Origin of the sequence: Xanthomonas sp. NCPPB 1325 (assembly GCF_041477645.2) — a bacterium.
In the GTDB taxonomy this organism is placed as follows: Bacteria; Pseudomonadota; Gammaproteobacteria; order Xanthomonadales; family Xanthomonadaceae; genus Xanthomonas; species Xanthomonas cannabis.
On sequence record NZ_CM192985.1, the window covers coordinates 4,187,809 to 4,209,605 of the forward strand.

24 protein-coding genes are annotated in these 21,797 nt (G+C 67.4%); 12 read left to right on the plus strand and 12 right to left on the minus strand.

Going from position 1 to position 21,797, the window contains the following annotated elements; translation table 11 throughout:
• Nucleotides 1–93 precede the first annotated feature (93 nt).
• Complete coding sequence (locus ACCQ10_RS17640) at nucleotides 94–990, minus strand: DMT family transporter (RefSeq protein ID WP_047693918.1); 897 nt, start codon at nucleotides 988–990, stop codon at nucleotides 94–96.
• Between the two features lie 106 nt (nucleotides 991–1,096).
• Between ACCQ10_RS17640 and ACCQ10_RS17645 the strand changes: the two genes are divergently transcribed.
• The 6 genes from ACCQ10_RS17645 to ACCQ10_RS17670 all read left to right on the plus strand — a co-directional run bounded on the left by ACCQ10_RS17645 (nucleotide 1,097) and on the right by ACCQ10_RS17670 (nucleotide 6,440).
• On the plus strand, nucleotides 1,097–1,582 hold the full coding sequence (locus tag ACCQ10_RS17645; RefSeq protein ID WP_039409242.1) for a YajQ family cyclic di-GMP-binding protein: 486 nt from the start codon (nucleotides 1,097–1,099) through the stop codon (nucleotides 1,580–1,582).
• 144 nt (nucleotides 1,583–1,726) lie between these two features.
• Nucleotides 1,727–2,191, plus strand: coding sequence for a hypothetical protein (locus ACCQ10_RS17650; protein ID WP_184555854.1), 465 nt, complete (start codon nucleotides 1,727–1,729; stop codon nucleotides 2,189–2,191).
• Nucleotides 2,184–3,923 (plus strand): ATP-binding response regulator, encoded by a 1,740-nt coding sequence (locus tag ACCQ10_RS17655; protein WP_372361428.1) that lies wholly within the window; start codon nucleotides 2,184–2,186, stop codon nucleotides 3,921–3,923. The genes ACCQ10_RS17650 and ACCQ10_RS17655 overlap by 8 nt, the downstream gene beginning before the upstream one ends.
• Complete coding sequence (locus ACCQ10_RS17660; protein ID WP_372361429.1) at nucleotides 3,901–4,764, plus strand: alpha/beta hydrolase; 864 nt, start codon at nucleotides 3,901–3,903, stop codon at nucleotides 4,762–4,764. Before ACCQ10_RS17655 ends, ACCQ10_RS17660 begins: the two co-directional genes overlap by 23 nt.
• A gap of 130 nt (nucleotides 4,765–4,894) precedes the next feature.
• Nucleotides 4,895–5,455 (plus strand): DUF1415 domain-containing protein, encoded by a 561-nt coding sequence (locus ACCQ10_RS17665; protein ID WP_039415418.1) that lies wholly within the window; start codon nucleotides 4,895–4,897, stop codon nucleotides 5,453–5,455.
• Between the two features lie 178 nt (nucleotides 5,456–5,633).
• Complete coding sequence (locus ACCQ10_RS17670) at nucleotides 5,634–6,440, plus strand: SDR family oxidoreductase (protein ID WP_372361430.1); 807 nt, start codon at nucleotides 5,634–5,636, stop codon at nucleotides 6,438–6,440.
• A gap of 74 nt (nucleotides 6,441–6,514) precedes the next feature.
• Here ACCQ10_RS17670 and ACCQ10_RS17675 read toward each other — a convergent pair whose 3' ends face one another.
• Genes ACCQ10_RS17675 through ACCQ10_RS17685 form a run of 3 tightly spaced genes read right to left on the minus strand, consistent with a single transcriptional unit; the run spans nucleotide 6,515 to nucleotide 8,969 of the window.
• Entirely contained in the window at nucleotides 6,515–7,195 is a 681-nt protein-coding gene (locus tag ACCQ10_RS17675; protein ID WP_372361431.1) for an HAD family hydrolase, read from the minus strand.
• Nucleotides 7,192–7,905, minus strand: a complete 714-nt coding sequence (locus ACCQ10_RS17680) for a pseudouridine synthase (RefSeq protein ID WP_179456754.1) — start codon at nucleotides 7,903–7,905, stop codon at nucleotides 7,192–7,194. Before ACCQ10_RS17680 ends, ACCQ10_RS17675 begins: the two co-directional genes overlap by 4 nt.
• The gene (locus ACCQ10_RS17685; protein ID WP_372361432.1) at nucleotides 7,902–8,969 is read right to left on the minus strand and encodes a class I SAM-dependent methyltransferase; all 1,068 of its coding nucleotides are present in this window, start codon (nucleotides 8,967–8,969) and stop codon (nucleotides 7,902–7,904) included. Before ACCQ10_RS17685 ends, ACCQ10_RS17680 begins: the two co-directional genes overlap by 4 nt.
• A 188-nt stretch (nucleotides 8,970–9,157) precedes the next feature.
• On the opposite strand from ACCQ10_RS17685, the gene ACCQ10_RS17690 reads away from it, so the two are divergent.
• On the plus strand, nucleotides 9,158–9,418 hold the full coding sequence (locus tag ACCQ10_RS17690) for a hypothetical protein (RefSeq protein WP_372361433.1): 261 nt from the start codon (nucleotides 9,158–9,160) through the stop codon (nucleotides 9,416–9,418).
• 204 nt (nucleotides 9,419–9,622) lie between these two features.
• On the opposite strand, the gene ACCQ10_RS17695 is transcribed toward ACCQ10_RS17690, so the two are convergent.
• The 5 genes from ACCQ10_RS17695 to ACCQ10_RS17715 form a co-directional block, all read right to left on the minus strand.
• Nucleotides 9,623–10,960: a PQQ-dependent sugar dehydrogenase gene (locus ACCQ10_RS17695; protein WP_372361434.1), complete on the minus strand. Its 1,338-nt coding sequence runs from the start codon at nucleotides 10,958–10,960 to the stop codon at nucleotides 9,623–9,625.
• 88 nt (nucleotides 10,961–11,048) lie between these two features.
• Nucleotides 11,049–11,357 (minus strand): DUF3247 family protein, encoded by a 309-nt coding sequence (locus ACCQ10_RS17700; RefSeq protein WP_039414184.1) that lies wholly within the window; start codon nucleotides 11,355–11,357, stop codon nucleotides 11,049–11,051.
• 219 nt (nucleotides 11,358–11,576) lie between these two features.
• A complete protein-coding gene (locus ACCQ10_RS17705) occupies nucleotides 11,577–13,520 on the minus strand; it encodes a hybrid sensor histidine kinase/response regulator (protein WP_228314558.1) in 1,944 nt (647 codons plus the stop codon).
• A gap of 221 nt (nucleotides 13,521–13,741) precedes the next feature.
• Entirely contained in the window at nucleotides 13,742–14,032 is a 291-nt protein-coding gene (locus tag ACCQ10_RS17710) for a hypothetical protein (RefSeq protein ID WP_184555838.1), read from the minus strand.
• The gene (locus ACCQ10_RS17715; protein ID WP_372363167.1) at nucleotides 14,019–14,465 is read right to left on the minus strand and encodes a hypothetical protein; all 447 of its coding nucleotides are present in this window, start codon (nucleotides 14,463–14,465) and stop codon (nucleotides 14,019–14,021) included. The genes ACCQ10_RS17710 and ACCQ10_RS17715 overlap by 14 nt, the downstream gene beginning before the upstream one ends.
• A 249-nt stretch (nucleotides 14,466–14,714) precedes the next feature.
• On the opposite strand from ACCQ10_RS17715, the gene ACCQ10_RS17720 reads away from it, so the two are divergent.
• Nucleotides 14,715–15,290, plus strand: a complete 576-nt coding sequence (locus ACCQ10_RS17720; protein WP_166749352.1) for a DUF3016 domain-containing protein — start codon at nucleotides 14,715–14,717, stop codon at nucleotides 15,288–15,290.
• A 513-nt stretch (nucleotides 15,291–15,803) separates the two neighbouring features.
• On the opposite strand, the gene alr is transcribed toward ACCQ10_RS17720, so the two are convergent.
• Both alr and ACCQ10_RS17730 read right to left on the minus strand, forming a co-directional pair.
• Nucleotides 15,804–16,901, minus strand: a complete 1,098-nt coding sequence (gene alr, locus ACCQ10_RS17725) for an alanine racemase (protein ID WP_372361435.1) — start codon at nucleotides 16,899–16,901, stop codon at nucleotides 15,804–15,806.
• Nucleotides 16,901–18,190, minus strand: a complete 1,290-nt coding sequence (locus ACCQ10_RS17730; protein WP_372361436.1) for a D-amino acid dehydrogenase — start codon at nucleotides 18,188–18,190, stop codon at nucleotides 16,901–16,903. The genes alr and ACCQ10_RS17730 overlap by 1 nt, the downstream gene beginning before the upstream one ends.
• Nucleotides 18,191–18,338: 148 nt before the next feature.
• On the opposite strand from ACCQ10_RS17730, the gene ACCQ10_RS17735 reads away from it, so the two are divergent.
• The gene (locus ACCQ10_RS17735; RefSeq protein WP_116906902.1) at nucleotides 18,339–18,818 is read left to right on the plus strand and encodes an Lrp/AsnC ligand binding domain-containing protein; all 480 of its coding nucleotides are present in this window, start codon (nucleotides 18,339–18,341) and stop codon (nucleotides 18,816–18,818) included.
• A gap of 145 nt (nucleotides 18,819–18,963) precedes the next feature.
• Here ACCQ10_RS17735 and ACCQ10_RS17740 read toward each other — a convergent pair whose 3' ends face one another.
• Nucleotides 18,964–19,392, minus strand: coding sequence for a hypothetical protein (locus ACCQ10_RS17740; protein ID WP_372361437.1), 429 nt, complete (start codon nucleotides 19,390–19,392; stop codon nucleotides 18,964–18,966).
• Between the two features lie 340 nt (nucleotides 19,393–19,732).
• On the opposite strand from ACCQ10_RS17740, the gene msrB reads away from it, so the two are divergent.
• The 3 genes from msrB to motA all read left to right on the plus strand — a co-directional run bounded on the left by msrB (nucleotide 19,733) and on the right by motA (nucleotide 21,792).
• Nucleotides 19,733–20,197: a peptide-methionine (R)-S-oxide reductase MsrB gene (gene msrB / locus ACCQ10_RS17745; protein WP_104579479.1), complete on the plus strand. Its 465-nt coding sequence runs from the start codon at nucleotides 19,733–19,735 to the stop codon at nucleotides 20,195–20,197.
• 154 nt (nucleotides 20,198–20,351) lie between these two features.
• Complete coding sequence (locus ACCQ10_RS17750; protein WP_372361438.1) at nucleotides 20,352–20,840, plus strand: MliC family protein; 489 nt, start codon at nucleotides 20,352–20,354, stop codon at nucleotides 20,838–20,840.
• Nucleotides 20,841–20,937: 97 nt separating this feature from the next.
• Nucleotides 20,938–21,792 carry a flagellar motor stator protein MotA gene (gene motA / locus ACCQ10_RS17755; RefSeq protein ID WP_039405757.1) on the plus strand — a complete coding sequence of 285 codons (855 nt, stop codon included), beginning with the start codon at nucleotides 20,938–20,940 and terminating at the stop codon, nucleotides 21,790–21,792.
• The last annotated feature ends 5 nt before the right edge of the window (nucleotides 21,793–21,797 follow it).

A 21,797-nucleotide genomic window follows, 5' to 3' on the forward strand; every position in this document is an offset into this window, starting at 1 on the left:
CGCCCGCTATCTCCAGCTGCCAGGCGCTAGATCTGGGACTCATCGGAGCGCGCGCGCCTTGCTTTGCCGAATCCCCAATCCCCAATCCCGTTCTCACGGCCGCTCAAGCGGCAACGGGCGATCCGCCTTGCGAATCCGCTCCCGCCGCAACAAATACAGCCCGCTGGCGACGATGATGCCGGCGCCGGTCCAGGTCCAGCCGTCGGGCAGGGTCTGCCACAGCAGCCAGTCCCAGCCGATCACCCAGACCAGGCCGGTGTATTCCAGCGGTGCGATCATCGAGGCTTCGCCGCGCAGGAATGCCTGGGTCAGCGCGATCTGCCCCAGCGCCCCGGCCAGGCCCATGCCGGCGATCAGCCAGCCGTGGCGCGGCTGCAGCGGCACCCAGTCGGGGATGGCCAGCAGCCCGGCGCCGATCGCCATGAACAGCAGAAACCACACCACCATCGCCTGCGGGGTGTCGGTGCGGGTCAGCAGGCTCACCGTGACCGCGGCGATGGCATAGGCGGTGGCCGCCAGCAGCACCATCAGGCCAGGCAGCGAGATCAGCCCGTCCACGCCTGGGCGCAGCACCACGATCACCCCGACCAGGCCGATGCCGATCGCCGTCCAGCGCCGCGGCCCGACGTGTTCGCCCAGCAGCGGCACCGACAACGCCGCCACCAGCAATGGCGCCACGAAGTACAGCGTGTAGGCGGTGGACAGCGGCATGCGCTTCAGGCCGTAGACGAAGCAGCCGATCATCACCATGCCCAGCACCCCGCGCAGCAGATGCAGGCCCCAGCGCACCGGCACGATCGAGCGCGGCCCGGCCGTGGCGAACACCCACACCAGCACGAACGGCAACGAGGCCGCGCCCCGCAGCAAGGTGACCTGCAATGGCGGGTAATGGGCCGACAGCAGCTTCATTCCCGCATCCATCAGCGAGAAGCAGGCCACGGCGGCCACCATCCAGGCGATGGCGGGGAGCGGAGAACGGGTGGTGGGCATGGCCGCATTATCGCCGCCGCGCCCCATCGACCGCCACGCGCCGGTGACGGGCAGCCCGGTGCGATGCCCTAGAATGGCCGCTGTTTTCAGACAGCAGGAGCTTTGCATGCCTTCCTTCGACGTGGTGTCCGAAGTCGACAAGCACGAACTGACCAATGCGGTGGACCAGGCCAACCGTGAACTGGACACGCGTTTCGACTTCAAGGGAGTCGAGGCCAGGTTCGAGCTGGAAGACGGCAAGGTGATCAACCAGTCCGCACCCAGCGATTTCCAGGTCAAGCAAATGACCGACATCCTGCGCGCGCGGCTGCTGGCCCGCGGCATCGACATCCGCTGCCTGGAGTTTGGCGATGTGGAAACCAACCTGGCCGGCGCGCGGCAGAAGGTCACCGTCAAGCAGGGCATCGAGCAGAAGCAGGCCAAGCAGCTGGTGGCCAAGTTGAAGGAGGCCAAGCTGAAGGTCGAAGCGCAGATCAATGGCGACAAGCTGCGCGTGACCGGCAAGAAGCGCGACGACCTGCAGGACGCCATCGCACTGCTGAAAAAGGCCGATTTCGAGCTGCCGCTGCAGTTCGACAACTTCCGCGACTGAGCGCGGCGGGCATGCCGGTGAACGCGTCGAGCCGCCAGGCCATGCCCATGGTTGACGTCGGTCGCGTGACGGCGCACCGCCCCTGCCCGCCGCAGGCAGCGTGCGGCAACGCACGCTGCATCGGGCCGCTGGTCTAGCAGCCCGATGCGCGCGCTGCTCGGCCGTCTGTTGAATCGCCTGCGCGTCGCCCCACAGACGGGCGCGGCTGTCGCGAGCGGGGGGCAGGCGGCCGCCGTCCAGGCACAGCCCCGCATCGAAGCCGGCTCCACGCTGCACGCCATGGCCGGCCTTGACCCGGTGGCGGCGGCGTCCTTTGCCGATGCCTTCGCGGTGGAGATCGACCATGCCATCGCACGCTGCACGCTCGGCCAGGCCGCCACCAGCCGGCAGCAGGCGCTGGAGCAGATCCATGCGTTGAAGAACACGATCTCGCTGACCGGCTCGCAGCAACTGCTCAGGGCCTGCGACCAGCTGCGCCGCGACGTGGAGCGCGACGCCCTGAGCGACACGCTTGCGCACCGCTTCACCGCGGTGGCGACCGCCGCTGGTCTACTGGTCAGGCACTACCGGCGCACCCTTCCCCTCGACGACGCGGAACCTCATGCGTAGTACTTCCCACCGCGCTGCGCCCGGCCTGATTCCGGCGGCCAGGCAGTTGCGCAACGACAGGCTCGTGCAGCTGCTCGAGTCGTTCCTGGAATACCGGGCCTGCGTGGGCCGCGTGATCGTGCAGACCATCGTGATGCTGTGGTGCCTGGGCTGGCTGTACGGGCCGCAGCCGGTACTGGTGAAAGACGCGCACAACGTCTTTCTCACCGCGGTGCTGCTGTGGGTGGTGGCGGTGGCATGGATGGTGGTGGTGCGCAGCAAACGCATTGCGCCGGGCGAATGGATGGATGCCTTCGGCTTTGCGATGAGCCTGCTGTTCATCGGCATCCAGACCTCGCAGGCCTTCATCCTGCTGATGTCGTTGAACGCATTCCTGCCCTTCATCACCATCGCTGCCGTAGCGCGCTACGGGCAGCGCGCGATGGTCCCGGTGCTGCTGAGCACCTTCGTGCTGATGCTGCTGACCGCGCCCACCGGCTACTGGCTGTCGCGGCCTGCGTACTTTGTGTATGCGGTGGCGCTCAGCATGGTGCTGCCGTTCCTGGTGGCCCGCATCGTGATTGCGATGCAGGAAGTGGCGCTGCAGGCGCTGGCCTCGCGCGATGCGCAAAGCCGCTTCATCAGCACCATGAACCACGAACTGCGCACGCCGTTGAATGCGGTCATCAATTGCGCGCAGCTCATCGACACCCAGAGCATGCCGGCCGACCAGCGCGACCTGATGCAGGCGGTGACGGTCAACGCCACGGCGCTGCGCCATCGCGTCAACGAGGTGCTGGACGTGGCCAGCATCGACGGTGGACGGCTGCAGCTGCACAGCAAGCCAGTGAGCCTGCTGGACGTGCTGACAACGGTCAAGGCGGTGTGCACGACCGCCGCGTCCACCAAGGGCGTGTCGCTGGGCGTGCGCCTGGAGGCTGCGCAGCCGCCGCACGTGCTGGGCGACGAGGGCCGCATCGAGCAGGTGATCAGCAACCTGGTCATCAACGCGATCAAGTTCACTCCGACCGGCGGCGCGGTCGAGCTGCTGGTGGAGGCCACCCTGGCGCACGAGCGCTGGACCATCGAGGTGACCGTCACCGATACCGGCATCGGCGTGCCCGACGACAAGAAGGCCTACATCTTCACGCCGTTCACCCAGCTCAGCACCGGCTTCAATCGCGTCGAAGGCGGTGTGGGGCTGGGCTTGTACATCGCCTTGTCGGTGTCCGATGCGATGGGCGGCAGCCTGACGGTGAGCGACAACCCCGCAGGTGGCAGCATCTTCCGCTGGATCTTCGAATTGCCTGCCACCGCCGCCGAGGGCAGCCGCACGCTGGACCTGCGCGATGCGTTGGCGCAACACGCACAGACGGTGCCATCGTTGCACTGCCTGGTGTTCGAGGACCTGGATACCAACCGCCTGGTGATCGGCAACCTGCTGACCCGCGCCGGGCATCGCGTGAGTTTCCATGTCGATGGCACCGATGCGGTGCAACGCATCGCACAGGCCGCACCCGACATCGTGTTTCTGGATCTGCACATGCCCGGCACCTCCGGCTGGGATGCGCTGGGGCAGGCACGCGATGCGATCGCCACGCTGCCGCCGATCATCGTGCTGACTGCCGACACGCGTACCGACTCGATGCGCGAGGCGTCCGCCGCCGGCGTGGCCGGATACCTGTCCAAACCGATCAACGCGCACGAACTGCTCGCGCTGCTTGCCCGCCATGCCCACCGACCACCGCACTGAACTGAAACCGGGCAATGCGGCGCGCCGGCACTGGCGCACCGCCGCGCAGGCGCGCACCACGCTGGCGCTGCTCTACCTGCACGGGTTTTCCGCAAGCCCGGGCGAAGCCGGCACGCTACCCGAGCAGATGGCCGATGCGCTGCAGGCCAACTGCTACGTGCATCGCTGGCCCCGGCACGGGCACAGCGCAGCGGACGCGATGCACGGGCTCACCACAGCGGCCTTGCAGGCGTCGGCGGTGGAGGCGCTTGCGCAGGCGCAGCGCATGGGCGAGCGGGTGGCGATCGTGGGCTCGTCGATGGGCGGCACGCTGGGCCTGTGGCTGGCCGCACAGCATCCGGCGCACATCGCGGCCGTGGTCGCGTGGTCGCCCGGCGTGCAGCCTGCCAACCCGGGCTTTCTCGATCGGCTATGCGCTGCGGAGGTGCCGGTGACCGACCCGTACCCGCGCACGGCGGCGGCACTGGCGTACTGGTCGGACACCGTCCACCCCGACGGTTTTCGTGCATTGCGCGGCCTGTTCCACGCGGTGACCGCTGCGCCGCCGTGGCCGCAGGTGCGCTGCCCGGTGTTGCTTGGCTATTACCGCGCGCCCAACGGCGACGAAGATCAGATCGCCTCGGTGCCGGCAATGCTGGCCATGTTCGAGGCGCTGGGCACGCCGCCTTCGCACAAGCAGGCGATGGCATTCGATGCGGGCGCGCATGCGATCGGGTCGCCGCACAAGACGCCGCTGGCCGACCACGTCGCACAGGTGTCGGTGGAATTTCTGCGTACGCAGGTGGGCGCACCTCCCGGCGATGCGAGGCATGGCGAGCCCAGCAGCGCAAGCACGCGTTGATCTTCGCGCATGCGTTGGAGCATTGCCGCCCGCAGCGCGCTTGCGTCTGCCGGGTCATTCGCCGTGGATGGATGCGCCGCTGCGCCCACGGCGATCGCATACACTGGCGCGCCATCACGCCGCCGCCACGATGACCACCACGCCTGCCCCGACCGATCCGTTGACCGCCACGCGCACGTGGATCGAACGCGCAGTGATCGGCCTGAACCTGTGCCCGTTCGCCAAGGCGGTATACGTCAAGGAGCAGGTGCGGCTGGTGCTCAGCGATGCCAGCACGCCCGAGGCGTTGCTGGAGCAACTGGCCGAGGAGCTGGTGCTGCTGCGCGATACGCCGGCCGAGCAGATCGACACCACGCTGATCGTGCACCCGGACGTGCTCACCGATTTCCTGGACTACAACGACTTTCTCGACAACGCCGACGCGGCGGTGGAAGCGCTGGACCTGCAAGGTGTCCTGCAGGTTGCCAGCTTCCACCCCGACTACCAGTTTGCAGGCGCTGCGCCGGACGACGTGGCCAATTACACCAACCGCTCGCCCTTCCCCACCCTGCACCTGCTGCGCGAAGACAGCGTGGAGCGTGCGGTGGCCGCGTTCCCGGATCCGGACGTCATCGTCGAGCGCAACATCCAGACGCTGGAACGGCTGGGCCACGCTGGCTGGGAACGCGTCTTGAACGGCGCCGAGCACTGAGCCTGCAACGCGCCGCGCGCCGGCATGCAGCAGAGCCGAGCGCGCGCGGTGCCGTTCGGCAACTGTTGAAGCGCAAGGCCGGCGCGAGCGCATCGTGCGCGCCGGTGCACGCGGTGTTGCTACGACGCTGACAGCGTGCGCGCTACAGTGCCGCCTTCTTTCGCACGGTGCGCATGCCATGGCCCTGACTCCCGGCGTTTCCGCATGGAACCCTTCCCCCCTGCAGGACCGCGTGGTCGTGATCACCGGCGGTGCGCAAGGCATTGGGCGCGGCATTGCGCAGGCAGTGCTCGGTGCCGGCGGCACCGTGGTGATCGGCGATCTCGACGCCGAGGCCGGAAAGGCCTGCCTGCAGGAGTGGGCGCTGCCGCGACGCAGCGCCTTCGTGCGCTGCGATGCCGCGCGCGAGACGCACGCAGCGCGCTTGATCGCCACCGCGCTCAAACGCTTCGGCAGGCTCGATGGCCTGGTCAACAACGCCGGCGTCCCCGATCCGCACATCGCGCCCTTGCCGCAGTTGGCATGGGACGAGTGGAACCGGCGTCTTGCGAGTCTGCACGGCGCGTTTGTGTGCAGCAAACAGGCGCTGCCCGCGTTGGCCCAGGCCGAGGGCGGCGGTGCGATCGTCAACATCGCCTCCACCCGCGCCTGGCAGTCGGAACCGCATAGCGAGGCCTATGCCGCCGCCAAGGGTGGCCTGGTCGCCTTTACCCATGCGCTGGCGCTGAGCGAAGGCCCGCAGGTACGCGTCAACAGCATCAGCCCGGGCTGGATCAGTACCGATGCCTGGCGCGCACCGCAGCGCCGACGTGCGCCCAAGCTGTCGCGACGCGACCATGCGCAGCATCCGGCCGGACGCGTGGGAACTCCGGAAGATATCGCGCAGCTGGCGGTGTACCTGCTGTCGCCGCCGCTGTCCGGGTTTGTCACCGGGCAGGATTTCGTCGTCGACGGCGGTATGTCGCGCAAGATGCAGTACGTGTGAGGGCGTACCGTTCGTGTCGCCTGGCATCGAGCGCTGCGGTCCCGATGTGTGTCCGCGCTCCCGCCATCCGGCGATCAGCCCGCCAGCTGCGCTTCCAGCAGGTGCTGCGCATCGCTTAGCGAGGGCAGGATGCGATGACCGAGCGCGCGCACATCGGCATCGGGTTCGAGCAGGTCCGGGATCTGGATCGGCGTCATGCCGGCCGCCAGGGCGGCGCGCACGCCGGTGGGCGAGTCTTCCAGCACCAGGCACTGCGCAGGGTCCACGTCCAGCGTGCGCGCGGCCAGCAGGTAGATGTCCGGCGCCGGCTTGGGATGTCGCACGTCGCTGGCGGTGCACACCGCCGCGAAGCGCCACAACAGGTCCGCAGCCTCCAGCTTGCGCAAGGCCAGCGGGCGTTGGGTGGACGTGGCCACCGCACGCGGCAGCCCTTGCGCCGCCAGATACTCCAGCAGCGCGGTGATGCCGGGCCGGTGCGGGATACCGCGTTCCACCGCAGCTTCATACAACGGCTGGGCCCGCGCCAGCAGGTGCTCGGCAGCGGCATCGCCGACACGTTCGCCAAGCAGACGGCGGCACGCCGCATCGCCCGTGCCCACCATGCGCAGCCAGAAGGCCGGCTCGATCTGCAGCCCCTGCGCATCGGCCGCCTGTGCCAGGCAGGCGGTGATGGCGCGCTCGCTGTCGAGCATCAGGCCATCCATATCGAAGATCACCGCCTGCGGACGGAACGGCAGCGGTGCGACCGCCGTCATGCAGATGCTCCACGGCCGAACAATACCTCCAGATCGCTCGCCTCCAGCGCGCGCCACTGCCCGGACGGCAGCGCATCCAGCCCCAACCCGCCGATGCGGCTGCGATGCAGCGCCACCACGTGGTTGCCGGCGGCGGCAAACATGCGCCGCACCTGGTGATAGCGACCCTCGTGCAGGGTCAGGCGTGCCTGGCGGGGGCCGAGCACTTCCAGTTCGGCCGGCAGCAGCGGTTTGGTTTCGCCTTCCAGCAACACGCTGCCGCTGGCAAACAATGCCGCTTCATCGCCGCGCAGGTCATCTGCCAGCGTGATCTCGTAGACCTTGTCCAGCGCGGACTTGGGCGAAATGATCCGGTGCAGCAGCGCGCCGTCGTCGGTCATCAGCAACAGGCCGCTGGTTTCGCGGTCCAGCCGCCCAACCGGCGCCAGCACCGGCGCGCGCGAGCGGAAGCGTGGCGGCAGCAGCTCGTAGATCAGCCGGCCGGTGTCCTTGGTCGAGCAGGTGTAACCGCTGGGTTTATGCAGCAACAGGCTGAAACCCGGGGGCGGATCGAGCGGCTCGCCATCGATGCGGATGGCGTCGTGTTCCACCTGGTCGTCGGCGTACAGCACCTCGCCCTGCGCGTCGGTGACCGCGCCCTGGCGGAACAGCTGGGTCACCTGCTTGCGGCTGCCGTAGCCGAGATTGGCGATGTGCTTGACCAGTTTCATGCGCGCGCTCCGCGTCCACGGGTGGCGGCGATCAGCTTGAAGCCGTCGCGCTCGGCAGCCACGCGCACCTGCCCGAAGCTGTCGTTGAGCACCTGTTCGTAGGGCAGATGGCGATTGGCGACCAGCAACAGCTGCCCGCCCGGGCGCAGCGCCTGCGCGGCCACGGCAATGAAGCGCTGCCCGATATCCGGGCGATCGGCACGGGACGGCGTGTGGAACGGTGGATTGCTGACGATGAAGTCGTACTGCGCCTCCAGCCCGGCGGTGACATCGCGCCAGTGATAGTGCAGCTGCGCCGGATGCGCGAGGCCCTGCAGGTTGCGCTGCGCCAGCTGCAGCGCACGCGCTTCGGCCTCATACACATCCAGCGCAGTGACCTTGGGGCAGCGCGCCAGCACCTCGGCCGAGAGATACCCGAACCCGGCGCCCAGATCGGCGCCATGCCCGGCCAGGGTGGCGGGCAGGTGCTCGACCAGCAACGCCGATGCCGGGTCGATGCGATCCCAGGCGAACACTCCCGGGCGGCTGACAAAACGCCCGTCCAGGATCTTGCGTGGCGCATCCAGCGCCGCCCAACGCGCCTGCAGCGCCGCATCGGTCTCGGCAGGCAGCGGCGCAGTCCAGTAGGTGCGGCAGTGATGCTTGGTCAGGCTGCCGGCCAGGCCGGTGAGTTGGCGCAGATCGGCTTCGCCCGAACGCGCGCCCTCGTTGTTGGACTGGCAAGCGACCACGCGGCCGCCGGGCGCGGTCAGGGCCACCGCACGCGCGAACAGCGCACGCGCTTCGTCGCGCTGGCGCGGCGGCAGCACCAGCACCAGGGCATAACGGGTGGTGTCGGCCTCGATCTGGCTTTCTTCGCGCACGCTCCAGCCGCTGCGCTCCAGCGCCTGGGCGAAGGGACGGAAGCTCTGCTCGCAGATCAACGCCTCAGCGCTGGCATGTTCGCGCAGCGGAAAGCCGTCGCGTGCGCGCAGGAACAACACCGGGCCTTGCGGCCATGGCAGCGCGCCCTGGGCAAACGGCAGGAACAGGGCTTGAAGCGGGGCATCGGGCGGGCCAGCCATCGGATCATCGGGTCGGGAACAGGCCGCCATTGTAAGGGACCATTGCCGCCTGCCCGCCGCGCCCGACGCGAGGTTGCCTGCGTGTGTGCATCGCCGCCATGCGCCTTCCAATGTGTATACGGGCTATTGATGCGTACGCAACATCCGCCCGCCTAGGCTGGAATCCAAGCCCACACCGGAGAGACGCGATGCGAGCCTTGTTCGTAGGAGGAGTTGTCGACAACAGCGAAATGGATCTGGACGACACACCACCACCGATGCATTACCCCGAAAACACCGGCGCCGGCCGTCCCCGCTACCGGCTGCACCAGGTAGGTGAGCGCGAAGACGGCACCGTGGCGTATGCGGTCTACGGCGCTCCGGAAATGGCCGACGACGAGATCAACCGCATCATCGAAGAGCGCGACTACGCACGCCGTTTCAGTGCCACGCCCGAGGCGCCACGCTAACTTACAGTGGTGCCGCGCGTTCTCTCACGTTGCTCTGTGGAGCGTTCGCAGCGTGCAATGCCAATTTGTCGTCAGGCATGCCGCCGACTCGAACACATATTCAGTAGCTTGCCGCGTTCACGGACAAGCTCAAGGACTGGACGTCGAGCACGCATGTACAGCCAACCAGACCGGGCAGCCGCCCGGTTTTTTTCAGTCGATGCGTCAGCGCGTCTTCGGTGTCACACGCCAGATCACGTTGCCCACGTCATCGGCCACCAATAGCGCGCCGCTGTTGTCGGGCGCCACGCCGACCGGGCGCCCCTGGGCGTTGCCTTCGGCATCCAGAAAGCCGTCCAGCACCGTGATCGGCGTCCCGCTGGGCTTGCCGTTGGCGAACGGCACGAACAGCACCTTGTAGCCACTGGGCGGGTCGCGGTTCCACGAGCCGTGCTGCCCGATGAAGGCGCCCTGGCGAAAGCGCTCCGGCAGCAGCGTGCCGCTGGCAAAGCTCAGGCCGAGCGATGCGGTATGGGGGCCCAGCGCGTAGTCCGGCTTGATCGCCTTGGCCACCAGCTCGGCATTCTGCGGTTCGACCCGCTCGTCCACATGCTGGCCGTAATAGCTGTATGGCCAGCCATAGAAGCCGCCATCGCGCACCGAGGTCAGGTAATCCGGCACCAGATCGCTGCCGATCTCATCGCGCTCGTTCACCACCACCCACAGCGCCTTGCTCTGCGGCTCCCAGGCCGTGCCCACCGGGTTGCGCAGGCCGCTGGCAAAGACGCGGCTGTTGCCGGTGGCCGGGTCGATCTCCAGGATCGCAGCGCGATTGAGCTCGGCTTCCATCCCGTTTTCGGCCACGTTGCTGTTGGAGCCCACGCCCACGTACAGCTTGCTGCCGTCCGGGCTGGCCAGCAGCGACTTGGTCCAGTGATGGTTGAGTCCGCCCGGCAGATTGGCCACGAACGTGGGCTTGGCGGTGATATGCGTGTCGCCCGGCGTATATGGAAAGCTCACCAGTGCATCGGCATTGGCCACATAGAAGCGGTCGCCGACCAGGGCCATGCCGAATGGCGAGAACAGCCCGCTGATGAATTGGGTGCGCACCTCGGCCACGCCGTCGCCATCGGCGTCGCGCAACAAGGTGATGCGGTTGGCGCTGGACACCACCGCACCGGCCTTCTTCATCACCGCACCCTGCACCTTCTTGCGCAGCCCGCCGCCACTCTCGGCGTTTTCAGGCTTGGGCGGTTGCGCGGTCTCGGCGACCAGCACGTCGCCGTTGGGCAGCACATACACCCAGCGCGGGTGATCGAGGTCGCGCGCGAACGCGTTGACCTGCAGATCGTCGGCAGCGATCGGCTTGGCCGTGGCGGCCCAGCGCTTGACCGGCGCCACCTTCACCGTGGGGATCAGGCGTTTGACCGGCTCGGGCAATTGCGGGTTCGGGCCGGTGCCCTGTTCGATGGCAAGGGTGGCGGTGTCACCACAGCCGGCCAGAACGGCGACCGCCATCAGCGATAGCGGCCAGCGAATGTGAGAGCGCAGAAAGGCTGTCATTGCAGACGATTCCTGAACGGTTGCGGCAATCGGACATCATGCCGGCAACACGCCAGGGAGAAGTAAACACATCGTCAACACGCCGCCTTCACGGCATGACTTGCGGATCGGCCCCCAGGGGCAGCGGATGCACGGCCACGATGCGATCCATCCAGATCCACTGCGGCTCCTGCGAGGCGTCCAACTGATCCAGACGCAGTTGCCCGTTGAGCCCTTCGTTGTCGTTGTCGTCGAGATAGGTCTGGATGCTGGGGCGCACCGCAACCGTGCCGCTCAGCATGCTGCCGTCGTCCAGTTCGATCCGCACCCGCTCCTGCCCATCGAGCAAGGACACCCAATGCTCCAGCGTGGCGATCTGCACCTGTTCGGAATACACGTGTGGGGCGTACTTTGGCATTGCGATTTCTCCATCAACGGAGTTCCTCACGCTAGGCCACGCGGCGTGAAAGACACAGCAAACGCCTCGATGTCACGGTGAGCACGCCTGCAAGGCGATGCCAGCCTGCAGGCGTGCAGGTGATGGGCACCATGCAATGAGCGATCGGCGACAGGGCGCACGCCGATGCACCGGCAACTGCGAGCGTGGCACTGCGCGGCGTTACCGCCGCGCCCCGCGTCATTCCATCGCTTCGCGCGCCGCGCGCACTGCGGTGACCAGTTGCGCCACGCTGTACGGCTTGGCCAGATGCTCCTGGAACCCGGATTCCAGCGCGCGCTTGCGGTCGTCATCGCGCGCCAGCGCCGTCACCGCAACCGCCGGCAGGGCATTGGCATCCAACCCCAGGTTGTCGCGCACGGTGCGGATCAATCCGTAGCCATCCATGCCGGGCATGCCGATGTCGGTCAGCATCACATCGAAGCGCGCATGGCCGCGGTGGTCGATCAACGCCAGCGCATCGGTGGCGCTGCCGGCGGTAACCACTTCGGCGCCCTGCTCTTCGAGCAGACGGCGCAGGTAATCGAGCATGTCGGGCTGATCTTCGACCGCCAACAGGCGCAGGCCGTTGAGCGCACGCGCCTCGACGATCTGTTCGGACATCAGGCGGCGGCGCAGTTCGCGCCGCGGGCGCTTGGCCTGGTCGGGAACGTGCTCGGGCAAGCGCACGGTGAACGTGGCGCCCTTGCCGCGGCCGCCGCTGGTGGCGCCGACCTGGCCGCCATGCATTTCCACCAGTTGCTGCACGATCGCCAGGCCCAGCCCCAGGCCGCCATGCTGACGGGTGGTGGTGCCATCGGCCTGGCGGAAGCGGCCAAACAGGTGCGGCAGGAATTCGGCGGCAATGCCATCGCCCGAATCGCGCACCGCCACCAGCAGATGGCCGTCGTCGCGCTCGATGGTGACATCGATCCGGCCATGGGCCGGGGTAAACTTGATGGCATTGGAGAGCAGGTTCCACAGCACCTGCTGCAGCCGCGTTGCATCGCCCAGCACCAGGCACGGCGTTGGCGGTACGTGCAGCTCCAGCACCTGGTCCTTGCCTTCGGCGGCCAGTTCCTGGGTATTCAGGGCCTCGCGCACCTGCTCGGCCAGATCCAGCGATTCGACTTCCAGCTGCACCTTGCCCAGCAGCATACTGCTGAGGTCGAGCATGTCCGAGATCAGCCGCTTCTGCGCGCGTGCGCTGCTGGCGATCACCGACAGGCCCTTGAAGTTGGGGTGGCCTTCTTCGACCCGTTGCAGCAGCAATTCGCTCCAGCCCAGGATGGTGGTCAGCGGCGTGCGCAGTTCATGCGACAGCGTAGCCAGGAACTCGTCCTTCAGCCGGGCCATGCTCTCGGCTTCGTTGCGCGCGCTACGCTCTGACTCTAGCAATTGCTCGCGGGCCAGTTCGATTTCGCGCTGCTCGGTCACGTCCGGGCTGCTGCCGGCCAGACCGATGAACCGACCATCGGCCGAATAGCGCGGGGTGGCAGTCATTTCGATCCAGCGCCACTGCCCGTCGTGGCGGCGCGCACGTACCAGGGCGCGCAGGCCGTGTTGTTCTTCCAGTGCGGCCGATAGTTCAAACTGGAAGATCGGCAGGTCGTCCGGATGCAGCAACTCGCTCCAGGCCGACACGGTGCCGCTGGAAATGTCCAGGCCGAAGAACTCGCCATAGGCGCTGTTGACGAAGCGCACCACGCCTTGCGCATCCAGCACCCAGACCGGCATCGGCAGGCCGTCGGCCAGCGCACTGAAACGCGCCTCGCTCTCGGCCAGCTCGCGCTCCACGCGCTTGCGTTCGGTGATGTCCATGAACAACACCGCCACCCGCGCCTGCTCCGGTTGCCCGACCCGGAATGCGTCCACCGAATACCAGCGACGCAACGCCTTGGCCTGCATCTCGAAGTGGATACGGTTGCCGGTACGGGCAACCTGCCCGTAGCGGTCGAACCATTCCTGCTCATGCTCGGGCAGCATGTTGCGGATGGACACGTTGAGCGCGTTGGACAGACCGGTGTAGCGCTCAAAGGCGCCATTGGTCATGCGGATCAGGTAATCGACGGCCTGATCGCCTTCGAACACCATGTCGATGACGCAGAAGCCGGCATCGATGTTGTGGAAGATCTCGTGATACATCGCCGGGTCGAGAAACGGCTCGGCAATGGCGGCGGGCAGGCCGGCGCTTGGATCGAGGCTGCTCGGATCAAGGTTGGGGGGCGAAGGACGCAAATGGGGGGCCACGGGTGCTGCCAGTGCGGATGACGGACAGATGAAACCATGCCCTATGTCGTCAGCGGGTGCACGGGCGGCCGCAGGCGATCACGGCCCATCGCACGTCGGTCACCCCAGGCGGGCATTCACCACAAGGTGGCCGCCGCCACGGCGATGCAGGCGGTGATCAGCACGATGCCGGCAATCACGCCACGGAATACCCATTCGCCCTCGCGGCGCAGCTGTTCGTCCATCCAGCGCTGCGCTTCCTCGCGCCAGGCCGTGGAGCGCGCATAGTCGGCATCGAGCAGCAACAGGCGCACACGCGACAACCCGAGCGCGGCACATTCATTGCGGCAGCGCTGACTGAAGCCGTCCTCACCGCTGGCGACCTGCGCGCCGAGCGGCAGCTCCAGTTCGAGTTCATGCCTGGACATAACGGGGATGCTCCTGGTCTAACTCGTGTTCCAGCGCCATGCGCGCCAGCTGGGTGTAGTTGGCACGTGGCCCCTGCCCGCGACCGGTGAGCATTCCCTGGTAATCCAGGTCCTGCCAGACCCGTCCGGTCCACTCCACGCAGTCCTCGGCAATCACCAGCATCAGCGAATAGCGATACTCCAGGCCGTTGGCAGCGGTGTAGGCATACACCGGCGGAAATTGCACCGCCACATCCACCTGGTGTGACAGCTCGGCCAGATGCTCGCGCAGGACATCGCGCGGGTCGGCACCCGGTTCCAGGCGCAGCGTGCGCGTGGCCAGATCCAGATCCACATCGCTTTGCAGCGCGACGAAGGCGGCGGCCCCGGTGGCGGGGTTGTGGCCGTGCTGTTTTGCCCAGTCGATGAACTGCAGGCGCACGTCCGCCGGCATATGCGCCGGCGCCGAAGAAACTGACTTTGTGCGGAAAGAGTGGGTGTCCATGGCGCCGATCTTCCGGGCTGTGCCGTGAAGCGTGGGCGCAGGCGCAGTGAACCCGCCGTCATGGCTGCCACGGCGCGGATTAACCGTGCGGCAATGCCTTAGCGGCCCCGGGCGCAGCGCGCGTTGCGGGCGCTCTTGCGCACCCCCACACTGCTGGCACGCCCGGTACGCGACGTACCTACCGCTTGGAGGCTTTCCATGAAACTTTCCAGTGTTTCCGGCGCCGGCCTGTTGCTGGCAGGACTGCTCGCAGCGACCGGTGTGCAGGCCCGCGTACGCAACGTCACCGACCCGCAGGCGCCGCGCGCGCTGAGCAGCGACGGCAAGGTGGATGTGCGCTGGACCGACCCGGCCGAATTTTCCGAAGTGCGCTTCAGCGGCAATCGCTGGGAGGCGCAGCGCGGTGACTGGGTGACCCAGCTGGCCACCCACTTCCAGCAGAGCGCCGCACGTCAGCTGCCCGACGGCCAGCACCTGAGCGTGACCATCACCGACATCCGCCGCGCCGGCCAGTACGAGCCGTGGCACGGTCCACGCATGCAGGACGTCCGCGTGGTGAAGGACATCTACCCGCCGCGCTTGAGCTTCAGCTACACGCTGACCGGGGCCGATGGCCGGGTGATCGACCAGGGCGAACGCAAGCTGGTGGATTCGGCCTTCCTGATGAGCGGCCCGCGGCTGACCGACAGCGACCCGCTGCGCTTCGAGAAAGCCATGATCGACGACTGGCTGCGCAAACAGTTCCGTGGCGACCGCAGCACGGCCGGATTGTGATGGTTTGGCGCGGATATCGCCGCCAAACCAGCTAGGCATCGAAGGGTAAAGGCGCGTGGCAACGCGCCGTTTTTGTTTATGGACGCGCAACAATAGTGACGCATCCCCAACGCGAGATTTGCGTCCTAAAGCCCCGCTCCCTGCGGGGCGAGAAGGCATGGCTGGCGCGCCACAGACGCGTGTGCCTCGGAGCGCGCGCAGGCCGGGCGCGGAGCGGGGATTGAGGTGAGATACGTTGGGAAGCCATCGTGGCGTTCCAACTGCACGAGGCTGCGCCCGTACCCTCATCCGGCGCTACGCGCCACCTTCTCCCAGCGGGAGAAGGGAAGAACGGCGCAGCTACCGATCAAGTCCCTCTCCCGCCGGGAGAGGGGTCGGGGTGAGGGTACGGGGCGAAGCCCACGTGCCGTTCCAACCACACGGAGTTCGCCCGTACCCTCATCCGGCGCTACGCGCCACCTTCTCCCGATGGGAGAAGGGAAGAACGCCGCAGCTACCGAGAAGGGAATGCATCTAGGCCGAAATTTCGCTCACCGCCGCCTCGCCCGCATACACCCGCGGTACGCGCTTGAGCCCGCACAGCAGCTGATACGCACTGACGTTGCATTGCGCGGCCAGCGGGCTGACCTGGGGTGCATCGCCCCACAACTGCACCGGCGCGCCGATCCCGGCGTGCGGGTGATCGGTGAGGTCCACCGTCAACATGTCCATCGAAACGCGCCCGACCAATGGGCAGACCTGGCCGTCGACCAGCACCGGGGTGCCGTTGGGCGCGAATTGTGGGTAGCCGTCGGCATAGCCCATCGCGACCACGCCCACGCGCGTGGGGCGCTCGGCCACGAAGCGCGCGCCATACCCCACCGGTTCGCCAGCGGGCAGCTCGCGCACCGAGATGATGCGCGAGCGCAGCGTCATCACCGGACGCAGTTGCGCAGTGTTTTCGGTGTCCTGCGGGAACGGGTTGGCGCCGTACAACATCAGGCCCGGGCGCGACCAGTCGTTGCGCAGCGCCGGCCAGCCGAGCAGGCCGGGCGAATTGCGGATGCTAGTTTCCGCGCGCATGCCGCCGGCAGTCAGCGCGAATGCCACGGCCTGTTCGTCGGTGCGGCTGCAGTCCAGTTCGTCGGCGCGCGCCAGATGCGTCATCAACACCAGCGAAGCGATCTGCGGCAACCCGCGCAAGCGGAGCCAGGCGGCGCGGAAATCGTCCGGCGACAGGCCCAGCCGGTGCATGCCGCTGTCCATCTTCAACCAGACACGCAATGGGCGCGGGCTCTGGAACTCGGCCAGCGCGCGTACCTGTTGCGGGGTGGCCGCCACCATCCACAGATCATGCTCGGCGATCAGGCGCAGTTCGTCGTGTTCGAAAAAACCTTCCAGTAGCAGGATCGGTGCGCGGATACCTGCCTGGCGCAGCTCCAGCGCTTCTTCGATGCAGGCCACTGCGAAGCCGTCGGCCTCCGGCTCCAGCGCCTGCGCGCAGCGCACTGCTCCATGCCCATAGGCGTCGGCCTTGACCACCGCCAGCGCCTTGCTGCCGCCCAGGCGCTTGGCCAGGCGGTAGTTGTGGCGCAATGCATCCAGGTCGATCGACGCTTGCGCAGGACGCACTACGCGGCCTCCCGCTGCGGGCGCGCGCTGCGCGGCGACAGGTAACGGAACACGTCCAGGCCCTCGGTATCGATTTCCGGCGTGCGGCCCTGCATCAGGTCGGCCAGGTAGCGCCCGGAGCCGCAGGCCATGGTCCAGCCCAGGGTGCCGTGGCCGGTGTTCAGGAACAGGTTGGCGAACGGGGTAGCGCCCACCACCGGGGTGCCATCCGGGGTGGCCGGGCGCAGGCCGGTCCAGAACTCGGCCTGGGCCAGATCGCCGCCGCCGGGGAACAGGTCGTTGACCACCATTTCCAGGGTGGCGCGACGACGCGGATTCAAGGACATGTCGAAGCCGGCCACCTCGGCCATGCCGCCGACGCGGATGCGGTCGTCGAAGCGGGTCAGCGCGATCTTGTAGCTCTCGTCCAGCACCGTGGAGGTCGGCGCGCGCTGCGCATCGACGATCGGGATGGTCAGCGAATAGCCCTTGAGCGGGTACACCGGCAGATGCAGGCCGAGCGAGAGCAGCAGATCGGCCGAATAGCTGCCCAGCGCCAGCACGTAGCGGTCGGCGGTTTCGATGCGGCCGTCGATCTGTACGCCGGTGACCCGGCCGCCGGCATGCGCCAGGCGCTCGATCTGCTGCCCGTAGCGGAAGGTGACACCCGCCTGCGCAGCCAGCTCGGCCAGGCGCTGGGTGAACAGGCGGCAGTCGCCGGTCTGGTCTTCGGGCAGGCGCAGCGCGCCGGCCATCTGCGCGCCGCCGCCGGCAAGGCCGGGTTCGAATTGCGCGATCTGCGCCGGGCTCAGCAGCTCATACGGCACGCCGTACTGGGCCAGCACTTCGATGTCCTGGGCGGCCGCATCCAGCTGCTGCTGGGTGCGGAACAACTGGGTGGTCCCCAGCTGGCGGCCTTCGAATTCGATGCCGGTCTCGGCGCGCAATGCGTTGAGGCAATCGCGGCTGTAGTCGGACATGCGCACCATGCGCGCCTTGTTCACCGCATAGCGCTCGGCAGTGCAGTTGCGCAGCATCTGGCTCAGCCAGGCCAGCTGGCGCAGGTCACGGGTGGGGCGGATCGACAGCGGCGCATGCTGCTCGAACAGCCACTTCATCGCCTTGCCCGGGACGCCAGGCGCAGCCCACGGCGAGGTGTAGCCGAACGACAGCTGGCCGGCGTTGGCATAGCTGGTCTCCAGCGCCGCCGCCGGCTGGCGGTCGACCACGGTCACGTCGCAACCGGCCTGCGCCAGGTACCACGCACTGGTCACGCCAATGACGCCGCTGCCGAGAATGAGCACCCGCATGTCGTTCTCCTGAAAAGGGTATTCCCCCACAACAAGACACTGAGAGGGACAGTTAGCCGCAGTATATTGCGAGGCAGGCAGTGCCATTTCTGGAATCGGCACGCCTTTGTAGTGAAACTCCCTGCCAAACCCTGCCGAGACAGACCGCATGACCACCCGCACCCGCGAACTGGACAAGATCGACCGCAAGATCCTGCGCATCCTGCAGCAGGAGGGGCGGATCTCGTTCACAGAACTGGGCGAGCGGGTGGGCCTGTCGACCACGCCGTGCACCGAGCGCGTGCGCCGACTGGAGCGCGACGGCGCCATCACCGGCTACTACGCGCGGCTGGATCCGCACTATCTCAAGGCCAGCCTGTTGGTGTTCGTGGAGATCAGCCTGGCCTACAAATCCGGCGACATCTTCGAAGAATTCCGCCGCGCCGCGCTGAAGCTGCCCAACGTGCTGGAGTGCCATCTGGTCTCCGGCGACTTCGACTACCTGCTCAAGGCGCGCATCAGCGAAATGGCCTCCTATCGCAAGCTGCTCGGCAGCACCTTGCTGACCATGCCGCACGTGCGCGAATCCAAGAGCTACATCGTGATGGAGGAGGTCAAGGAGACGCTGGCGTTGCCGATTGCCGATTGAATCGGGAATGGGATTGGAGAATCGGAACTAGGGTTTGGACAGTTGTGGGTTGCCGGTACCGGTGGCATCGGGGGGAATCGCTAGCAGTGGTGGCTGGTGGCTGTGGTTGGTGGTTGGCGGTCGGCAATAGACCGGATCGCTGCCGTCAGCGCACAACGCGCATGCCATCGCCTGCCGGTACTGCGTCGTAGTAGCGGCCGGTCTTGGTATCCAGCACACGGTTCACGCCGGCCGGCTGCATGCCCTGCAGCAAGCGGCCATTGCGGTCGTAGACCATCGGCGTCGTCGGCGACACCTGGCTGCCGGCTGGCGCCACAGGTGTCTGCGCCGGACCACGGGTGGGGATGCTCGGCGCGACCGGGCGCTGCCCCAGCTGCGAGGGCACGGGGGCGGTCGAGTTAGCCGGCTGTAGCGCGCGCGGCGGCGTCACAGTGGGCTGAACCGGTGTCGGCGTGGTGATGGGCTGCAACGTGTTGGACGAACGCGTGGTGGTGGCCGACTGCGCCACCGCCGCGCCGGCCATCGCCAGCAGACCGCAGAACAGCAGGCCACGCGATGAGGAATGGATCGCCATGACAGGCACCGTGATTGATCGGGAGTGGGTAATCGATGGGGGCGCGACCAGGCGGCAGCAATGCACGCAACCGGCCGGGGGATGAACGCTTTGGTCAAGTCGTTGCACTGCGAAGACGCCAATCTCCCGCCGGGCCGTTCCCTTCTCCCATCGGGACATTGTCTTCCTTCATGGGGAGAAGGTGGCGCGCAGCGCCGGATGAGGGTACGGGCGCAGCCACGGGCTTCTCCAGCGCACGCGTGACTTGCTCGAACACGTCGACCGGTTGAACCACCCGCGCAGCGCCCACATCACTGGGGCAGGCGTCGGCACCCCGCCGGCGAGCGCATGCGAGAGCCTCATGAGCCAGTTCGATCTGACCCCTCCCTCCCCCGCCCAGCGCGACGCCCTGATCGCCGGGCTCAGCGATGAGGAACAGCGCGTGCTGCTGCACCACGGCACCGAAGCGCCGTTTTGCGGGGTCTTTCTAGACAACAAGCTGGACGGGGTCTACACCTGCCGCCTGTGCGGGCTGCCGTTGTTCCGCTCCAGCGCCAAGTTCGACTCCGGCACCGGCTGGCCGAGCTTCTTCGCGCCCTACGACACCGCCCATGTGCGCGAGATCCGCGATACCAGCTACGGCATGATCCGCACCGAGATCGTCTGCGCGCGTTGCGACAGCCACCTGGGCCACGTGTTCCCGGACGGCCCGCCGCCGACCGGCGAACGGCACTGTCTCAACTCGGTCTCGCTGGGCTTCACCGAGGACGGCCAGGCACTGCCCAACCCGTTGCACCGCGATGGCGCTGAGGCACAGCCGGCCTGAGGCCAGACCAGGTGCCGGTCGGCGGTGGCGCCGATCTGGCACCCACTGACGTCGCAGGGCACCATGCGCAGCGCCAGATCCCTTAAGCACTGGCCACACCATGTCCCAACCGTCGCCACGCCGGCGACGGCCTGTTCCAGGCAGGAGTACGCAGATGCACACGTCCTCGACCCTGATGCTCGCCGCAGTGCTGGCCGCCACCCTGGCCAGCTGCACCGCAGGCGATCGCTCTGCTGACACCGCACCTGCAGCCGCGACGGACCCACCGCCCATCGCAACCGCAGGCCCGGAAGACAGCCCGCCGCCGATGGCCACCGACGCCAGCGTGACCGGCCCGCTGCCCCATGCCGGCCATCCGGGGCCGGCCACGCCGCCACCCGCCCCGACCCAGGCCGCGGACACCGTAGCCTGGCGCTGCGGCGAGCGCGCCATCACCACCCGCTTCGACCCCGCCACCGATGCCCTGCGGCTGATCCTGGACGGCCGTGCGCTGACCCTGCTCAGTGCCCAGGCCGCCTCCGGCGCGCGGTTTGCCGACGCCCATGGCAACCAGTTCTGGGAGCATGCCGGCGAGGCGACGCTGTCGTTGGCAGGCGGCGATGCGGTCAAATGCGTGCATGAGGCCGCAACGACAATCGGCTGATCGTTCAGTCACAGCGCACATCTTCACGCCGTGCGCTTCAAGAATCCGCCGCGCAAGCCGAAACCACTAGCACTCCCAGATTGCTTTCGGCTTCGCCATGCTCATCATCGTTGGCTTCATCGTCGTCATCGTCAGCGTCCTCGGCGGCTATGTGCTGTCGCACGGAAAGCTGGGTGCGTTGTGGCAGCCGTACGAACTGATGATCATCGGCGGCGCGGCCCTGGGCGCGTTCCTGGTCAGTACGCCGGGCAAGATCGTCAAGGAAACGCTGACCGGCGTGCTGGGCGTGTTCAAGGGCCCGCAGTACAAGTCCGACGACTACAAGGACACCCTGAGCCTGATCTACGAGTTGCTGAACAAGGCCCGTCGCGACGGCTTCATGGCGCTGGAAGACCACGTCGAAAAGCCGCAGGACAGCACCATCTTCGGCAACTACCCCAAGGTGGTGGCCGACCATCACCTGCTGGACTTCATCACCGACTGCCTGCGCCTGATGATCGGCAGCAATATCGAGCCGCACGAACTGGAACCGCTGCTCGAACTGGAACTGGAAAAGCACCACCACGAGGCCCTGGCGCCAGCGCATGCGCTGAGCAAGGTCTCCGACGGCCTGCCCGGCTTCGGCATCGTGGCGGCAGTGCTCGGCATCGTGATCACCATGGGCTCGATCGGCGGGCCGATCGAAGAGATCGGCCACCACGTCGGCGCCGCGCTGGTGGGCACCTTCCTGGGCATCCTGCTGGCGTACGGCTTCGTGTCGCCGTTGTCGGCGGCGATGGAAGCGCGTGCCGAGCAGGACGGGCGCATCTACGAGGCGGTCAAGACCGCGCTGCTGGCCTGCCTGCGCGGCTACAACCCCAAGATTGCGCTGGAATTTGCGCGCAAGACCCTGCCCTCCAACGTGCGTCCGAGCTTCGGCGATTTCGAAACGCACCTGAAGACGATCAAGTAGGACCG